Here is a 15566-nt window from a genome sequence, read left to right as displayed (position 1 = left end):
CGACGAATTCGGGCCGGATGCGGAACTACCAGGCGGCGTCGGTGTAGTCGGTGGCCGGGGACGTCCAGGTGAAGGCGCCGTTGTCGACGCGTCCCAGCCGTCCGTCGATGATCTGCAGGAAGCGGTTTCCGGACGGGTCGGATTTGACGAAGAACGAGTCCCCTGGCAGCCGGGCCGTCCACCCGGTGGGCTGACCGGTCTGTGCGGAGAGCCGGACGAGCTGGTACTCGGCATCGTCGTGCGGGCCGTGCTTCGCGCCCTGGACCTGCGCGGTCAGGGTGCGTCCGCCCGGGTCGAAGGCGAAGATGTTGATCAGGCCGCCGTCCGGTGTCGCGGTGCTGCGGAGGACGCGCGGGACGAGCCGTCCGGCGCGCGTGTCGAGCAGGTGGAGCGCCTGCCGATCACCGCCCGGCGACCAGATGAACCCGAGCGTGCGGTTGTCGGGAGACCAGGTTGCGCTGGAGATCGCGTTGCCGCTGGGCGTGCGCCAGGTCCGCCGGGCTCCGGTGCGGACGTCGATGACGGTCGCCTCGGCCTGGCCGTCGAGGTTGCCGACGACGGCGAGCTGCGAGCCGTCCGGGCTGGCCGCGAAGCTCTCCGGCTTGCCGAGCCCTGAATCGAGCCGGACGGTTGCGGGCAGTTTCGCCGGACGTGCTGGTGTTCCGTCCGGTCCGAGTTCGACGCGGTAGAAGGTGTAGACGCCGCCGCTCGCGGATGCGGCTAGGAAGAAGACGCGGCGATCGTTCGTCGCTGCCACCGCTTCGTAGTGGTTTCCGGCGATGCGCACGATCTGGTGCCCTGCGCCGTCCTCAAGAAGCGCGTGCCCGCCGCGGATCGCGAGGATGCGTTGCGGTCCGCCGGAGAGGACGCGCGAGCCGGTGTCCGGAGCCCGGGACGTCCCGCCGGCCAGCAACGACGTGCCGACCAGGATGAGGCTGAGCGTTCCGGCTACGGCGATCGGGATCGCCCATTTCCACGTCCGCGCTCGCGGGGCGGTGAGTGGCGCCAGCGTGCCGGGCTCGATGGTTTCGGCCGCGCCGCGGAACGCGTCCCGAAGCCGCTCCTCGGTCCTGGTCAGGGTCGCGCTCGATTCGTTCCTCATGTCGCCTTCCGTCCTGCTCATGCCTGCTCCCCGAGGTGCTTGGCGAGCGCGGCGAGAGCCCGGGCCGTGGTGGATCTGACGGTTCCGCGGCCGATGCCCATGACGTCGGCGATCTCCGCTTCGCCCAGGTCCAGGTAGTAGCGGAGCACCAGCGCCTCGCGCTGGCGGCGCGGCAGCCGCTGGAGCGCGAGGAAGACCTCCCGGCGGTCCTCGCCGAGGATCACGGACGACTCGGCCGACCACACCGGCGGCTCGTGCACGCGCGCGGCCGAGAACGCGATCCGGCGCCGGCGCAGCACCGACCGGCAGCGGTTCACCACGGACGCCCGGATATAGGGCAGCATCCGGTCGGGATCGGTCAGCCGGTCGATCCGGCGGTGGGCCTCGGCGAAGGCGTCCTGCACCGCGTCCTCGGCCGTCGCCCGGTCCCCGACGATCATCAGGGCGGTCCGGGTGAGGCCGAGCTGGTGCTCGCGGAACAGGCTCACCAGTGCGGCCGAGGCGTCACCGGCCTGCTCGTGCCCCTGCACGCTCGTTCGGGGAGGACGCATCGCTCCCACAATGTCGCTTTCCACGCCACTTACACGCGCGACCTCCCGGATCCGCTGCTTCCCGGCCGGGGGCGGCTTTGACCGGTGCTTGGGTTCGCCCATTTTCATGATCGGGAACTACCGACCGCAGAGTGGTCTTTGTGTCGCTGTCGGTAGTGGTTCCTGGCGGGTGAGTCGTATCCCGCTCGGTGGTATCGCGGGGGGACACCGTGTTGAAGGCACCCGATCATGACCTCTGGTTCCGGCTCGCGCGCCTGGTCCGATGGACTGCCGGATCGAGCGCGCTCGTCCTCTTAGCCTCCGCGACCTGCGGAGCGACCGCAGCGAACGCGGCGACCGCAGCAAACGCAGCGACCGCGGCGAACGCGGTGTCGGGATTGAACGCGGCGTCGGCGCACTGTGATGGGGTCGCCTATGTGATCGCGGACGTGCGCGTCGGCGGTGGGTTGAACACGCGCAAGGCGCGGCTGCGCATCGATGCCCGGCGGATGCTGGGACGCATGGATGCGCTGACCGGCGCCGTCCGGCCGATCGCCGCGGCGCCCGGCATGGACGCCCTCGGCTACAACCCGCGCGACGGCCTCCTCTACGGCGTGACCAGCAGTTTCGATGATGAAAGCGCGCCGGCCCTCCGCGTGGTCGATCCGCGCGACGGGAGCGTCCTTGCCTCCGCGCCACTGCCCGCCGACACCTACACGGCCGGGGCCGTTTCCGCCGACGGCCTCTTCTACCTGCGCGGACGCCGCACCATCCGCGTCGTGAGCCTGCCCGCCGCACGCAACGCGAGCCGGGTCGCCGGGAACGCGAGTCAAGTCGGTGACAGCGCGTCGAGCGTTGTCGAAACGCGTTCCGTCGTCTCTCGCGTGCAGGGTATGCGAGTTGTCAGGTCGTTCGCGGTGAGCAGCGCGCTGAAACTGGACGACATCGCCGTCCGGCCGAACGACGGTCTGATTTACGGCGTGGACAACGCGGCCGGCATGCTCGTCCGCATCAATCCGCGCAGCGGGCACGTCGCGCGTCTCGGCCGGCTCCCTGTGGGACGGGTTTCGGCCGCGTTCTTCGACGACAGCGGAACGTTCCGGATCGCGGGTGACCGCCTGGCCATCGTGGACGTCGCGAAACTCAAGGAGCGTAGCCAGCTGGACGTCCGCCGGTTCGCCGTGGGGTCGGCCCGCCCGCCCGCGCTCGTGGACGGCGCGGGATGCCTCGCGTCCGTCCCCCGGCTGCTGGATGTCGTGCGGTCTCCGCAACTCGCGCGGCCGCTGAAGGCGCTCCCGCTGCTGCGGTGACGGGCGAAAACCAGTGTCGGTATGTCAGCGGCCTTGCCTATCGTCCTGTTCGTGAGCGAGATCCGATACGTGCGGGGCGACGCGACGTCCCCGCAGGCCAAGGGTGTCAAGGTGATCGCGCACGTCTGCAACGACCTCGGCGGCTGGGGCAAGGGTTTCGTGCTCGCCGTATCCAGGCGCTGGGACGAACCCGAACGCGCCTACCGCGAGTGGCACCGCAACCGGGCGAAGAACGACTTCGAACTCGGCGCGGTGCAGTTCGTCCAGGTCGAGCCCTACGTCCACGTCGCGAACATGATCGGGCAGCGCGGGACCAAGCGCGGCAGCAAGGGCGTCCCGATCCGCTACGACGCCCTCGCCACCTGCCTGGACCGGCTCGGCGCGCGGGCCGTCGAGCTCAAGGCGTCCGTGCACATGCCGCGCATCGGTTGCGGGCTCGCCGGCGGACGCTGGTCCGAGGTCGAGCCCCTGATCGAGCGCCACCTCATCGCCCGCGACCTCGCCGTCACCGTCTACGACACCGACTGACCAGGCCAGGGCGGAAACGGCGGACGGCCCCCCGGATCAGCGCGCTGCGGGGAAGGTGACGCGGACGGTGGTTCCGCTGCCCGGGGCGGAGAAGAGTTCGGCGCGTCCGCCGTGCGCCGCGGCGATGGCGGCGACGATCGGCAGGCCCAGGCCCGCGCCGGACGTGCCGCCGCTGTGGAAGCGCTCGAAGGCGCGCGCGGCGTCCTCGGGCGACATTCCGGGCCCCTCGTCCGCGACCTCCAGCACGATCTCGCCCTCGCGCGGCGCCGCGAGCCGGACGGTCGCGCCCGTCCCGGACGGCGTGTGCACCCGCACGTTCGTCAGCAGGTTCGCGAGGACCTGCCGCACGCGCGCCTCGTCCACCGTGGCGACCAGCGCGGCCGGAGACTCCAGCCGCACCGGACGGTCCGGATCGGCGGCCTGCGCGTCGGCGACCGCGTCGCGGGCGAGCACGGCGAGATCCACCGGCGCGGGTTCGAGCGATGCCTCACGGTCGAGCCGGGCGAGTTCCAGCAGGTCACCGACCAGGCTGCTCATCCGGCGGGCCTCCTCCTCGATGCGCCGCATCGCGTCGGGCAGCCGGTCCGGGCCGAGCGCGCCCTGCCGGTACAGCTCGGCGTAGCCCTGGATGGTGGTCAGCGGGGTGCGCAGCTCGTGCGAGGCGTCCGCGGCGAACTCGCGGACCCGAGCCTCGGACCGGGCGCGCGCCGCGAACGCCTGCTCGATCCGGCCGAGCATCACGTTGATCGTCCCGGCGAGCCGTCCGGTCTCGGTGCGCCGGTCCTCGCCCGGCATCCGCGCGGCGAGGTTGCCGCCGAGCGCGATGACCCGCGCGGTCGTCGCCATCTGGTGCAGCGGGCGCAGGCCGCGCCGGATCAGCCAGCGGCCGACCAGCGCGAGCACTACCAGCAGCAGCACGGTCGTCGCCAGCTCGGTCACGACCAGGCTGACCGTCGCGGCCCGGATCTCGCCGAGCGGCGCCGCGACCACCACGATGTCCCCCTGCCGGGGCCCGCGCTGTGTGGTCTCGCTCCGCGGGGGACGATGCCGGGCGACGGCCCGCATTCCGGGCAGCGAGAACGGCTTCCCGTCGGCGGCGCGGCGTTCCAGGCGGTCCGGGTTCATGCGCTGGAGCGCGTCCTCGGCGTCCCCCGGGTCGGGATCGTCGCCGCTGAGCACCTTCATCCGGCCGGACTCGGCGACGCTGATCACCACGAACCGCGCCGGGGCCATGCCCTCGTCCGGAAGGCCCGGCTTGAGCCGCGCCACGGCCCGGTCGCGGGTGGCGGCGAGCTGGCCGTCCACCCGGTGCATCAGGTAGTTCCGCAGGACCAGCGCGCTGACCAGGCCCATCACCGCGAGCCCCGCGAACGTGACCGCGAGCAGCCCGGTCAGCAACCGCGCGTTCAGACTCACCGGCCCCCACCCCCGCTCACCAGACTGTCGGGCTCACCCGGAACCCGCCCCCGCTCACCGGACGCGCGTTCAGACTCACCGGGCCCAACCCCGCTCGCCTGGACCCCGCCTCCGCTCACCGGCCGAATTCTCATCGGCCCGAGTTCAGCATCGCGGCTCGGAGGGTGTCATGCACGGAGGGTGTAGCCGACGCCGCGCCGGGTGTGGATGAGCGGCGGGCCGAGCGGGTCGAGCTTGCGGCGCAGGTAGCTGATGTAGGTCTCGACGACCTGGGGGTTGCCGTCCCAGCCCCAGACCGACTCCAGCAGCTGGGCGCGGGTCAGGACGCGGCCCTCGTTGCGCATCAGGCAGGCGAGCAGCCGGAACTCGGTCGGGGACAGGTCGATGTCGGTGCCCGCGCGGCGGACCGTCCAGCGCGACTCCGACAGTTCGAGGTCGGCGACGCGCAGCACCTCGTCCCGCTCGGGCGCGGCGGCCGGGGCCGTCCGGCGCAGCACCGCGCGGACCCGGGCCACCAGCGCGTCGATGGAGAACGGCTTGGTCACGTAGTCGTCGCCGCCCAGGGTGAGGCCGGTGACGGTGTCGGACGGGGTGTCCCGCGCGGTGAGGAAGATGATCGGCACCTGGTCGCCGCTGGCGCGCAGCCGCCGGGTCACCTCGAACCCGTCCAGATCGGGCATCATGACGTCCAGCAGGACGAGATCGGGGCGCGTCGCCTTCGCGGCCCGCAGCGCCCCCTCGCCGTCGCGCGCCGTCTCGACCGCGAACCCGTGGAAGGTCAGCGCGGTCTCGATCAGGTCGCGGATGTTCGCCTCGTCGTCCACGACGAGCACCCGCTGCTCCTCGTTCATCGGCCTCCGCACGTCACCCGCAGCATCCACATCGACGTTACTGCGGGCCCGTTCCGCGCGCCGCCCCCACCCTGGCGGGGACGGCGGCGCGGCGGGAACCGGCACTCCCGCCGGGTCAGTTCGCCTTCTTCTGCGGCTCGCGGATCGCCACCGCCGTGCGCGTGTCGCCCGCCCGGGTGCCGAACACCGCGACCTGGTCGCCGTTGGCGACGTTGCCGAAGGCCGACTTCGCGCGGTCCTTGCGGACGCGGGTCTTGGCGTCGACCGTCCAGGTCCAGACGGCGCCGTCGGCGCTCTTGACGGTCAGGGTCGTGCCGGTCTTGCCGGTGACCTGGCCGCGCTGCCAGTCGACGAGCTTGAACGTGTTGTCCTTGGCCTTGACCGTGGCCTCGCCGTGCACGCCGCGGACGCCCGCGAACCGGCCGTGCCGCTTGTGGCCGTCCTTGAAGTGGTGGCCCTTGCCGTCCGCGGACGGGTGGGTGGACGGCGACGGGGTCGCGGCGAGCGCGGGGACGGCGGCGTAAAGGCCCACGCCGAGCAGGCCGGCGGCGGCCACCCCCGCGGCCATCGTCTTCTTGTTGGCTCTCATACCGGCAAGGAAACCCGGGACGCCTGGGAGTTCGGCCATGAGGTCGCTGAGAGAAACCTGAGAGTCTCCCCAAGACTGGCCGGTACCGGCTGGGACCTGCTCTGACCTGCCGGGATACCCTCGGAATGGGACGACCCGGAGGAGCGTGGACCGTGCGCGAGTTCATCGCCGGAATGCCGAAATGCGAGCTGCACCTGCACATCGAGGGCACCCTGGAGCCCGAGCTGAAGATGCGGCTGGCCGAACGGAACGACGTTCGGCTGCCCTACCGGACGGTCGAGGAGGCGCGGGACGCCTACAAGTTCGACAGCCTCTCGTCCTTCCTGGTCGGCTACTACGAGAGTATGCAGGTCCTGCTGGCGGAGCAGGACTTCTACGATCTCGCCTACGCGTACCTGACCAAGGCCGCGTCGCAGAACGTCCGGTATGCGGAGATCTTCTTCGACCCGCAGGCGCACACCTCGCGCGGCGTGCCGTTCGACATCGTGATCCGCGGCCTGCGCCGGGCGCTGCTGGACGCCGACCGGCTGCTCGGCGTCCACGCCCAGCTGATCATGTGCTTCCTGCGCGACCACTCGGCCGAGTACGCGATGGCCACGCTCCTGGAGTCGCTGCCCTACCGCGAATGGATCATCGGCGTCGGGCTGGACTCCGACGAGCGCGACAACCCGCCCGCCAAGTTCGCGAAGGTCTTCGCCCGGGCGCGCGAGGAGGGCTACCTGATCACCGCGCACTGCGACATCGACCAGCCGAACACCCACGAGCACATCCGGCAGTGCCTGGACGTCATCGGCGTCGACCGCATCGACCACGGCTCCAACGCCCTGGACGACGAGGCGCTCACCGCCGAGATCGCCCGGCGCGGCCTCGGCCTCACCGTCTGCCCCGTGTCGAACGGGTTCGTGACGTCCGACATGAAGGCCGCCGAGATCCGCCGCATGCTCGACCTCGGCCTCAAGGTCACCATCAACTCCGACGACCCCGCCTACTTCCTCGCCTACGTCGGCGAGAACCTCCAGGCCGTCCAGGAGAAGCTGGACCTGACCCGCGACGAGGTCGTCCAGTTCGAACGGAACGCCTTCGAGATCGCCTGGCTGCCCCGCGCCGTCAAAGACGCCTACCTCGCCGACCTGGACGAATACGCCGCAACCCACTGACCCGCAACCCGCGGAGCCGCCGCGACCCGCTGGGACGCGCCGCCCGCTGAGCCGCGGCTACCTGCTGAGCCGCGGTCGCTCACTCAGCCGCAGCCACCCGTTGAGCGGTGGTCAGGCGTCGGTGGCGAGGACCTCCAGGACCTGGTCGCCGTACTTGGCGAGCTTGTTCTCGCCGACGCCGCTGATCTTGCCGAGCTCGGCCTGGGAGCCGGGGTGGGCGGTGGCGATCTCGCGCAGCGTGGCGTCGTGGAAGATCACGTACGCGGGGACGCCCTGCTCCTTGGCGGTGGCGGCGCGCCAGGCGCGCAGGCGCTCGAAGACGGGCGCGGCCTCGGCGGGCAGCTCGACGGCGGCGGCGCGCTGCTTGGCGGACTTGGCGGCGGCCTTCGCGGGGGCGCGCTCCGGCTCCCGGCGCATCAGGACGCGGTGGTCGCCGCGGAGCACCGACGCGCTCCGCTCGGTCAGCACGAGCGTGCCGTGGTTGCTCTCCACGGCGAGCAGGCCCTGGGCGAGGAGCTGCCGGATCACCCCGCGCCACTCGGTGTCGCGCAGGTCGGAGCCGACGCCGAACACCGACAGCGTGTCGTGGTCGAACTGGATGATCTTGGCGTTCTTCTTGCCGACCAGGATGTCCACGATGTGGCTCGCGCCGAACTTCTGCCGCCGCTCGCGCTCCAGCCGGACGACCGTGGACAGCACCTTCTGCGCCGGGATCGTCCCGTCCCAGGACTCGGGCGGGGACAGGCAGGTGTCGCAGTTGCCGCACGGCTCGGACTGCTGGCCGAAGTAGTTCAGCAGCTGGACGCGGCGGCACTCGACCGCCTCGCACAGCGCCAGCATCGAGTCGAGGTGGAGCGCCTGGCGGCGGCGGTGCTGCTCGTCGCCCTCCGAGCCGTCGATGAGCTTGCGCAGGTTGACGACGTCCTGGAGGCCGTAGGCGAGCCAGGCGGTGGACGGCAGGCCGTCGCGCCCGGCGCGTCCGGTCTCCTGGTAGTAGCCCTCGACCGACTTCGGCAGGTCGAGGTGCGCGACGAACCGGACGTCCGGCTTGTCGATGCCCATGCCGAACGCGATCGTCGCGACGACGACGAGGCCCTCCTCGCGCAGGAAGCGGGACTGGTTCGCGGCGCGGACGGACGCGTCGAGCCCCGCGTGGTACGGGACGGCGTCCACACCGTTCGCGGTGAGGAACTCGGCCGTCTTCTCCACAGACGAGCGGGACAGGCAGTACACGATGCCCGCCTCGCCCGGGTGCTCGGTCTTCAGCAGGTGGAGCAGCTGCTTCTTCGGCTCGGTCTTCGGGACGATCCGGTACTGGATGTTCGGCCGGTCGAACGAGGCGACGAAGTGTCGGGCGTCGCTGAGTTTCAGCCGGGTCGCGATCTCCTGCCGGGTGGCCGGGGTGGCGGTCGCGGTGAGCGCGATGCGCGGCACGTCCGGCCAGCGTTCGTGCAGGTGGGACAGCATGAGGTAGTCGGGCCGGAAGTCGTGCCCCCACTGCGACACGCAGTGCGCCTCGTCGATCGCGAACAGCGACACCGTGCCGCGGTCGAGCAGCTCGACCGTCGCGGCGACGCGCAGCCGCTCGGGCGCGAGGTACAGCAGGTCGAGCTCGCCCTGGAGGAACTGCGCCTCGACGAGGCGGCGCTCCTCGAAGTCCTGGGTGGAGTTGAGGAACCCGGCCCGGACGCCGAGCGCGCGCAGGGCGTCCACCTGGTCCTGCATGAGGGCGATCAGGGGCGAGATCACCACGCCGACGCCCTTCCGGACCAGCGCCGGGATCTGGTAGCACAGCGACTTGCCGCCGCCGGTCGGCATCAGGACCAGGGCGTCGCCGCCGTCCGCGACGTGCTCGATGATCTCTTGCTGGCCGTCGCGGAACGCGTCGTAGCCGAAGACGCGGTTCAGCACCTCGACGGGCGTGCCGTACTCCGGGCGCGGCGGCGGGGCCTCCTCGGCCTGGCCGTACCCGGGACCGGCCGGGCCGTACTCGGGGTCGTCGGGGACGAACCCCTCGCCTGAGTACGCGAGGTCGGCCTCGCTCAGCTGATCGTCGTACGGGGGCGGGAACCCGTCGTCCTCGGGAGAAGCCACCGAGTCATACTATGAGCGCCCGCCGACACCCGCGCCCGTTCCGCACACCCTGTGGATAACCGTCAGAGCGTGGCGACGAGGTCGGGGGTCAGCTCGTCCAGAGTGGTGATCTCGGCGGACGCGAGGGCGAGCGCGTCGGGCGCCGGGGGATAGCGCGGGTGCGGGACGGCCACGATCCGCATTCCGGCGGCGTGGGCGGAGCGGAGGCCGTTGCTGGAGTCCTCGATCGCGACGCAGCTCCCGGCCGGGACTTCGAGCCGTGCGGCCGCGGTGAGGTAGCCGTCCGGGGCGGGTTTGCCCTGGTCTACCTCCTCGGTGGACACGGTGGCCTCGAACCGGCCGGCGATGCCGAGGTGCGCGAGCACGATGTCGATCAAGGCGCGCGGGGACGAGCTGGCCAGGCCGAGCGGGCGGTACCCGGCCAGCCGCCGGACGGCCTCGACCGCGCCCGGCATGAGCGGGATGTCCTCGCCGTAGCGGCGGGACATCCGGTCCACGACCTCGTAGGCGACCTGGTCGGCCGTGATGTCGCCGCCGATCAGGTCGGTGGCCAGGTAGTCGGCCCACTCGGGCGTGCTCATGCCCATCAGCCGCTCCTGCGTGTCCGGCTTCCAGGTGCCGCCCTTGTCGGCGACGTAGGCCCGGCGGACCTCCTCCCACACCGGTTCGGAGTCGACCAGCACGCCGTCCAGGTCGAAAACGACCGCCAGCGGGGGTGTCATCAGGGTCCTCCTCCTCGTCGGGACGGCAACGGCCGGTCGGAAGCGATCACTACCCGGCCGGGGCGCCGGTGAACCCCGCTGACCTGCGCCGATCTCCGAAACAGGCACAAACCGGGAGAGATCTGGCATGGTGGGGCACCCCGCTACAGGAGAGGAGAACGCCCAGAATGCTGTTCTTCGGACTGATCCTCGCCGTCGCAGCCGTCGCGGTCGGCGCCGCGGTCGTCATCGACGACACCGGCCCGGCGCACCTCACCCTGTTCGGCCAGCAGATACCCGGCGTCACCGCGCAGTGGCAGGTCTTCCTGGCCGGTGCGGTGACCGCGGCCGTCTTCGTGCTCGCGATGATCTTCCTGTGGATCGGCTTCGGCCGCATGCTGCAGAACCGGCGCGACCTGCGCGACTCCCTGACCACCCTGGAGATGGAGAAGAAGCAGCTCCAGAACGAGCTGGCCCGCGCCCGCCGCAGCGATGCGCCACGGCGGGGCGGCGAGGGGCCTGGACGTTCCGGCGAACTCCCCTCGGACGTTCCGGAACCCGCGACCGGACGTCGCGGACGGCGTCGCGCTACGGCTCCCGTCCCAGACGGCGCCCCCGCGCCGGTTCCAGTAGGCGGCCCTGCGCCCACGCGCGGCAGCGGCCCCGCGCCCGCGCCTGTACGCGGCGGAGGCCCCGCGCGAGGCGACATGCCCGGACGAGCCGACGCGCCCGGACGGGGCGAAGTTCCTGGCCGGGGCGGAAATCCGGGTCGCGGTGGAAATTCTGGGCGGCGTGGAAATCCTGCGCCGGCGCATAGCGGAGGCCCCGCGCCCGCACGAGGTGGGGCCGCTGCACCGCCTCGTCCTATGGGAGACCCGGCCGCGACCACCATGGCCGGTGGTGGCGCGCCGCACCGTCCGGCCGGACCGCGCATCGACGCCGCGTCCCCGTTCTTCGACAGGTCGGAGTGATGACCCTGAACGTCGTCCTGGGAGACGAGCCCCGCCCTTCGGAAATCGCCATGCGGAGGGATGACCTCCGGGCGTCCCAGGGCGGAGGATCGTAACCGTGCGAATCATCATCAAGGTGGCGATCACGGCGGTCGCGCTGTGGGTTGCCAAACTCCTCATCCACGGCATCACGGTCACGGGTGACACCGCCGGGAAGCGCGCGCTGACCCTGGTCGGCGTCGCGGTGATCTTCGGCGTGGTGAACGCCGTCCTCAAGCCCATCATCAAGACGTTCGGCTGCGCGTTCTACATCCTCACCCTCGGCCTCATCGGCCTGGTCGTGAACGCGCTGCTGCTGTTGCTGACCAGCTTCCTGGCGGAGAAGTTCAGCCTGCCCTTCCACGTCGCCGGATTCTGGCCCGCCTTCTGGGGCGCCATCGTCGTCGGCATCGTCGGCTGGCTCCTGCACATCCTCATCCCCGGGGACGACAAGGACGACGACTGACCCGTCCAGCACGTCCGGCCGAAACGCCCCGTCCGGGAACGGACGGGGCGTTCCCTATTGGGGCTCGTCGGTGGACGCCGGATTCGGACCATCCGATAGGGGTGCCGACTCCTCCGGGTGCTGTCCGGGGGCGGCGGCCTCGTCCTCGGAGGACGGGTGCTCCGGAGCGTCGTCCGGATGGATGGACGGATCGCTCGGCGCCGCCGCCTCCGTGAGGAGCGTCCAGTGCCGGGCGTGGACGGCGCCGACGAGCAGATCGTCCGCCGCGAGGTGTTCGAGGCCGCTGACCAGCAGCTCGTCGAACTCGCCGAGGTGCGAGGCCGACACGGCGAACGGCGAACCGCCCACGACGCTGGCCTTCCGGAGCAGCGTGCGGCCGAACTCCGAATCGACGTCGTGCGGGCTGTCGGCGAGCGCGGTGAGGTAGCCGGTCAGCTCCTCGATCCGGGACATCGCGCGGTTCTGGATGTCCGGAAGGCGGCCCGTGTCGGGCTCCTCGTCGCCGCAGATGGCCGCGACCTGGTCCCGCGAGCGCTCCTCGGCCTCGATCGCGACCGCGAGATCGGTGTCGTCCTCGGCGTTCTCGGCCTCCACGGCCGCGCGCCGCTCATTGAGCGCCGCCTCCGCCTCCGTGATGCGGACCGCCGCCGCCTCGACATCGGTTTCGGCCCGTTCCAAAGCGGCCTCGGCGATCTCACGCGCCGTCCGCGCCACGGCGAGCCGCTCCTCCGCCGCCCGCGCCGCCTGCTCCGCATACCGGGCGGACGCGCCCGCCTGAGTCGCGTGGTCCGCGGCCTCCGCGGCGGTCCGCGCCTGCTCGTGGTGCGTGACGACCGCGCCTTCGCGCTCCTCCGCGAGCCGCGTGAGCTCCTCGGTCAACCGCTCCTGCGCGTGCTTGGCCGCCGCGAGCCGCTCGGTACCGCCCTCAAGGAACCGCTCCAGTTCCGCCTGCCGCTGCGCCGCCCGCTGCGCTTCTTCCTTCGTCTCGTGCGCGCGACGCGCGGCGTCGTCCGCCTGCCGCGCCTTGTCCTTCAGCTCAGCCCGCAGCTTCTTCAACTCCGGCGGCGTCGGCGCGACATGCAACCGCTGCGTCAGCGTCATCTTCTGCCGGACGGCCGCGACCGCCGACTCCGCCGCCCGCACCCGGTAGTAGGACGCATGCCCCTCCGCTATGGCATTGCTGTCCTGCGAAACGAGCCGCTCGGTCTCGGCCTTCGCCGCAGGCAGCTCCTCGCGCGCCCGCGCGAGGTCGCCCACAAGCGTCCGCTCCTGCTCCTGCGCCGCACCCAACTCGAACTGCGCCTGCGAAGCCCGCTCATCGATGGCCGTGACCCGCGCATACGCCTCGTCCGCGACCCGCGCCGCCTCGCTCGCCAGCGCCGCCGCCTCGTCCGCCTCGCTCCGGAGCCGCTCGGCCTCCTCCCGGGGCGCCACGGCCTCACCGGCGACCTGCTCCTCCTCGCCGACCGTCCGATCACGCTCGGCCTCGGCCTCGGCCACCGCCCCCTGGGCCGACACCAGCTCCTCCCGCCGCTGGACGATCGCGTCCTCCAGCGCCGCGACATCGGCCTCCCGCTCCGCGCGCCGCCGCACCCCCTCGTCCCGCAGCCGCTCGACCGTCGCCACGTCCCGAGGCCACTGCTCCAACCACAACAACCCCAGCCGAAGCCCCTTCAGCTCCCGCTCCGCGTCCCCCCGCCAAACCCCCCCAACAGGCCGAACCAAAACCCGCCGAACAACCCCCTCCAACCCCCCACCGCCCACGCCAGCACCGCCCGCCCCCGCGCCCGCAGCCCCCGCAGCATCCGCACCAACAACACCCGCGTCCCCAGCGCCGTCGCCCAAGACATCCGCGCCCGCAGCATCCGCGCCCGCGCCCTTCGCGCCCGCGCCCTTCGCGCCCGCGCCCTTCGCGCCCGCGCCCTTCGCGCCCGCAGCATCTGCGCCAGTGGCGTTCGCGCCGACAATGCCCGCGTGCCCAGTGCCGGTGCCCGAGACATCTGCGCCGACGGCATCCGCGCCCGCAGCGCCCGCGTTCCCAGCGTCGGCGCCCCGGACATTCGCGCTGGCGGCATTTGCGCCCGCGCCCTTCGCGCCCGCGGCATCCGCGTCAATGGCGTCAGCGCCAACGATGCCTGCGTCCCCAGCCGCGGCGCCCGAGACATCTGCGTCGGCGAGAACCGAGCCTGCGGCGTTCGCGCTCACTACGCCCGTGGACGCCGCGTCCGCGTCCACGGCGTCCAACTCGCCCCCGTTCGGCGCCGAAGCCCCGGCAGCGCCCCAGCCCAGGGGGTTAGTGTCTGCCGCGCCCGTCCATGCCGGATCTGCCTCGGCAGCATCGGGCTGGTTGATGGCCTCGCCCGCAGCGCCGGAGTGCGCAATGCCTTCGTCCGCCGCCTCTGAGCTGGCAGCTCTCGCGTGAGAGGCGTCCAAAGGTGCCCGGCCCTCGGCGTGCGCAGCGGCCACTTCCACAGCGCGGGCCTCCACAGCGCCCGGCTCGGCAGTGCTCTCGTCCACGCCGCCTGAGCCCAAAGCCCCGGCGTCAGCCACGCCCTCCCCTTGGCTGCTTGCGACGCTCTCATCCACAGCACCCGGCATGGCGGCATCTGCGTCGGCCGTAGTGCCGATGCCAGAGCGGGCGGTCTCCGGACTCGCCGGGTTGGCGGCTGCCGGGGCCGAGCCCGGCGCGCCCGAGGCCAGCTCTGCGAAGTCCGAGTCTGCGGCGTCCAGGCCCGCGACGTCCGGGACTTGAGTACCTGCGTCCGCGCCCCCCAGGGCCGTGGCGTCCGAGAGTGCAGCTCCGGGACTTGCCGCATTGGCGGCGTCCGAGTCCGGGGCATTCAGGTCCGCCGCGTCCGTGACTCCCAGGCCCGCAGGGGCGTGCGGAGCGACTGCATGCGTGCCGCTTGGGGTCGAGTCTTGGACGCGCGTGTCTCCGGTGGTCGAGGCTTCGGGCTCGATGCGCGACAGGGCGCCGTGTGCGCCCGCCATGTCTGAGCCTCCGGCGCCTGCATGCGCTGCGTTCAGGGGCGGGGTGGGGGTGGTTGCGTCGGTGGTTGGAGTTTCTGGGGCTGAGGGGGCGTCCGGGAGGGTGGGGAGGACGTTCGTGGGGGACGTGTCCGGGCTTGGTGCGGGTGAGATTATCTCAGATGAGACAATCTCTTGTGGGACGGTCTTGACGGCTGCGGTGTCCGTGGATGCCGAATAGGTGGTCGGTGAGATTGTCTCAGGTGAGACGGTTGCGTCTGGGTCCGGAATGGTTTCCAGGCGGAGGGTGCCGGCGGCGGGGATGGGGGTGCCGAACTCGGCCGTGCCGGTTGAGGACGGGCGCGGGTGGAGGGTGCCTTGGGGCGGGGACGGGTGCGTATCGTCCGACAGGGAGCGGAACTCGACCGTGCCGTTCTCCTCGCGGCGGCGGAACGGCGGCGGGGGGACGACCTCTTCAAGGAGGAGCGGGAGTTCGCGGTCTGCCAAGGCGCCGAGAAGCGTCGCGGCCTCGTCCTTGGAGGGGGCCAGCAGGAGGATGCGGCCGTCCAGGGCGTCCGTGATCTGCCGGACGGCGGCGGACGGGTCGGTGCCTGAGATGTCGATCAGGCGGGCCGTGTCCTCGCCGAGGGATTCCGGATCGACCAGAAGGCGGGCCAGGGACGTCCGGTCGGCGGCCGCGTCGTCCTGCATGAACGCGCGCAGCGCTGCCAGGCGTCCGGCCCATCCCAGCGGACGGTCGGTCTCGGGGAGCTCGGCCTCCAGGCGCTCGTAACGCTCGATCAGCTCGCCGACCTGCTCGCGCACCCGATCCGTATCGTCCACAGCGTGCTCCACCGTTGCCTATC

Annotated in this window: 13 protein-coding genes; 5 read left to right on the top strand and 8 right to left on the bottom strand. The window is 72.0% G+C overall.

Features of this window, described 5'->3' with window-relative positions; translation table 11 throughout:
• Positions 1-25 precede the first annotated feature (25 nt).
• Both FHU30_RS15820 and FHU30_RS15815 read right to left on the bottom strand, forming a co-directional pair.
• Positions 26-1123, bottom strand: coding sequence for a WD40 repeat domain-containing protein (locus tag FHU30_RS15820; RefSeq protein WP_253876463.1), 1098 nt, complete (start codon positions 1121-1123; stop codon positions 26-28).
• Positions 1120-1653, bottom strand: coding sequence for a SigE family RNA polymerase sigma factor (locus FHU30_RS15815; protein WP_253876462.1), 534 nt, complete (start codon positions 1651-1653; stop codon positions 1120-1122). Before FHU30_RS15815 ends, FHU30_RS15820 begins: the two co-directional genes overlap by 4 nt.
• 212 nt (positions 1654-1865) lie before the next feature.
• Here FHU30_RS15815 and FHU30_RS15810 point away from each other — a divergent pair, with 212 nt between their 5' ends.
• Positions 1866-2942, top strand: a complete 1077-nt coding sequence (locus FHU30_RS15810; protein WP_253876460.1) for a hypothetical protein — start codon at positions 1866-1868, stop codon at positions 2940-2942.
• Positions 2943-2993: 51 nt separating this feature from the next.
• Positions 2994-3470, top strand: a complete 477-nt coding sequence (locus FHU30_RS15805; protein WP_253876459.1) for a macro domain-containing protein — start codon at positions 2994-2996, stop codon at positions 3468-3470.
• 36 nt (positions 3471-3506) lie between these two features.
• On the opposite strand, the gene FHU30_RS15800 is transcribed toward FHU30_RS15805, so the two are convergent.
• From FHU30_RS15800 to FHU30_RS15790, 3 genes are all read right to left on the bottom strand, one after another.
• Positions 3507-4886 (bottom strand): sensor histidine kinase, encoded by a 1380-nt coding sequence (locus FHU30_RS15800; protein WP_253876457.1) that lies wholly within the window; start codon positions 4884-4886, stop codon positions 3507-3509.
• A 167-nt stretch (positions 4887-5053) separates the two neighbouring features.
• On the bottom strand, positions 5054-5737 hold the full coding sequence (locus FHU30_RS15795; protein WP_253876455.1) for a response regulator transcription factor: 684 nt from the start codon (positions 5735-5737) through the stop codon (positions 5054-5056).
• Between the two features lie 115 nt (positions 5738-5852).
• Positions 5853-6326, bottom strand: a complete 474-nt coding sequence (locus FHU30_RS15790) for a DUF5666 domain-containing protein (protein WP_253876453.1) — start codon at positions 6324-6326, stop codon at positions 5853-5855.
• 152 nt (positions 6327-6478) lie between these two features.
• Here FHU30_RS15790 and FHU30_RS15785 point away from each other — a divergent pair, with 152 nt between their 5' ends.
• Positions 6479-7483: an adenosine deaminase gene (locus tag FHU30_RS15785; protein ID WP_253876452.1), complete on the top strand. Its 1005-nt coding sequence runs from the start codon at positions 6479-6481 to the stop codon at positions 7481-7483.
• Positions 7484-7594: 111 nt separating this feature from the next.
• Here the strand turns inward: FHU30_RS15785 and recQ are convergent, their stop codons facing one another.
• Entirely contained in the window at positions 7595-9577 is a 1983-nt protein-coding gene (gene recQ, locus FHU30_RS15780) for a DNA helicase RecQ (RefSeq protein ID WP_308211304.1), read from the bottom strand.
• 62 nt (positions 9578-9639) lie between these two features.
• Positions 9640-10299, bottom strand: coding sequence for an HAD family hydrolase (locus FHU30_RS15775; RefSeq protein ID WP_253876451.1), 660 nt, complete (start codon positions 10297-10299; stop codon positions 9640-9642).
• Between the two features lie 167 nt (positions 10300-10466).
• Here FHU30_RS15775 and FHU30_RS15770 point away from each other — a divergent pair, with 167 nt between their 5' ends.
• Together FHU30_RS15770 and FHU30_RS15765 are read left to right on the top strand one after the other, a co-directional pair.
• A complete protein-coding gene (locus FHU30_RS15770; RefSeq protein ID WP_253876870.1) occupies positions 10467-11249 on the top strand; it encodes a hypothetical protein in 783 nt (260 codons plus the stop codon).
• A gap of 97 nt (positions 11250-11346) precedes the next feature.
• Positions 11347-11733: a phage holin family protein gene (locus FHU30_RS15765; RefSeq protein ID WP_253876450.1), complete on the top strand. Its 387-nt coding sequence runs from the start codon at positions 11347-11349 to the stop codon at positions 11731-11733.
• A gap of 54 nt (positions 11734-11787) precedes the next feature.
• On the opposite strand, the gene FHU30_RS15760 is transcribed toward FHU30_RS15765, so the two are convergent.
• A complete protein-coding gene (locus FHU30_RS15760; protein WP_253876449.1) occupies positions 11788-15543 on the bottom strand; it encodes a hypothetical protein in 3756 nt (1251 codons plus the stop codon).
• Between the last annotated feature and the right edge of the window lie 23 nt (positions 15544-15566).

The sequence above is a fragment of the Actinomadura rupiterrae genome (assembly GCF_024172125.1).
Taxonomy (GTDB): Bacteria; Actinomycetota; Actinomycetes; order Streptosporangiales; family Streptosporangiaceae; genus Spirillospora; species Spirillospora rupiterrae.
Note: the sequence above shows the minus strand (reverse complement) of the source record. Positions and strands in the feature narration are given on the sequence as shown.

Bases quoted from the DNA above. Each gene is read 5' to 3' on its own strand.
- FHU30_RS15770 (WP_253876870.1), top strand. From the start codon at position 10,467: ATGCTGTTCTTCGGACTGATCCTCGCCGTCGCAGCCGTCGCGGTCGGC.
- FHU30_RS15815 (WP_253876462.1), bottom strand. From the start codon at position 1,653: ATGCGTCCTCCCCGAACGAGCGTGCAGGGGCACGAGCAGGCCGGTGAC.
- FHU30_RS15790 (WP_253876453.1), bottom strand. From the start codon at position 6,326: ATGAGAGCCAACAAGAAGACGATGGCCGCGGGGGTGGCCGCCGCCGGC.
- FHU30_RS15775 (WP_253876451.1), bottom strand. From the start codon at position 10,299: ATGACACCCCCGCTGGCGGTCGTTTTCGACCTGGACGGCGTGCTGGTC.
- FHU30_RS15795 (WP_253876455.1), bottom strand. From the start codon at position 5,737: ATGAACGAGGAGCAGCGGGTGCTCGTCGTGGACGACGAGGCGAACATC.
- FHU30_RS15820 (WP_253876463.1), bottom strand. From the start codon at position 1,123: ATGAGCAGGACGGAAGGCGACATGAGGAACGAATCGAGCGCGACCCTG.